This is a genomic window from Polaromonas sp. P1_G1 (genome assembly GCF_056405595.1).
In genome coordinates this window covers 1-511 of the sequence record NZ_JBFUBU010000152.1, presented here as the reverse complement: position 1 = coordinate 511, position 511 = coordinate 1, and the positions used below count along the sequence as shown (strand labels likewise).

Genomic DNA, 511 nt, shown 5'->3' with positions numbered 1-511 from the left:
CCCCTAGAGCCGCTGTCGCGCAACCGTCGCCTGCCGATGCAGGGGATACGCCGCGTCCGCGCCGTGCCCGTGGGCTGGTGCAAGAAGTGGTGGAAAGTCTGGCCGCCAGCATCCGCGAAGGCGCGATTCAGCCGGGCAATAAATTGCCCACCGAGTCCGAAATCATGGCCCGCTATGACGTGAGCCGCACCGTGGTGCGCGAGGCCATTTCACGCCTGCAGGCCAACCGCCTGGTGGAAACACGGCACGGCGTGGGCACCTTTGCGCTGGCGCCGCAGAGCAGTGGCAACTTCCAGATTGCCGATGTCGACTTTGCCACCATTGCCGACGTGATCGCCCTGCTGGAGCTGCGTATCAGCCTGGAGACAGAGGCCGCCGGCCTGGCTGCCCAGCGCCGCACCGATGCCAATCTGCAAGCCATGCAAGCCACGCTCGATGCGTTCCAGACCTCCATTGAAGAGGACTCGGACGCCGTGCCTTCGGACTTCAGCTTCCACATGGAAGTGGCCAG

At 65.0% G+C, this 511-nt stretch carries 1 protein-coding gene; it reads left to right on the top strand.

What is annotated here, in order from left to right; all coding sequences use genetic code 11:
• Positions 1 to 89: 89 nt before the first annotated feature.
• A partial coding sequence (locus AC1D1Y_RS26210; protein ID WP_477684923.1) for a FadR/GntR family transcriptional regulator occupies positions 90 to 511 on the top strand: 422 nt, incomplete at its 3' end.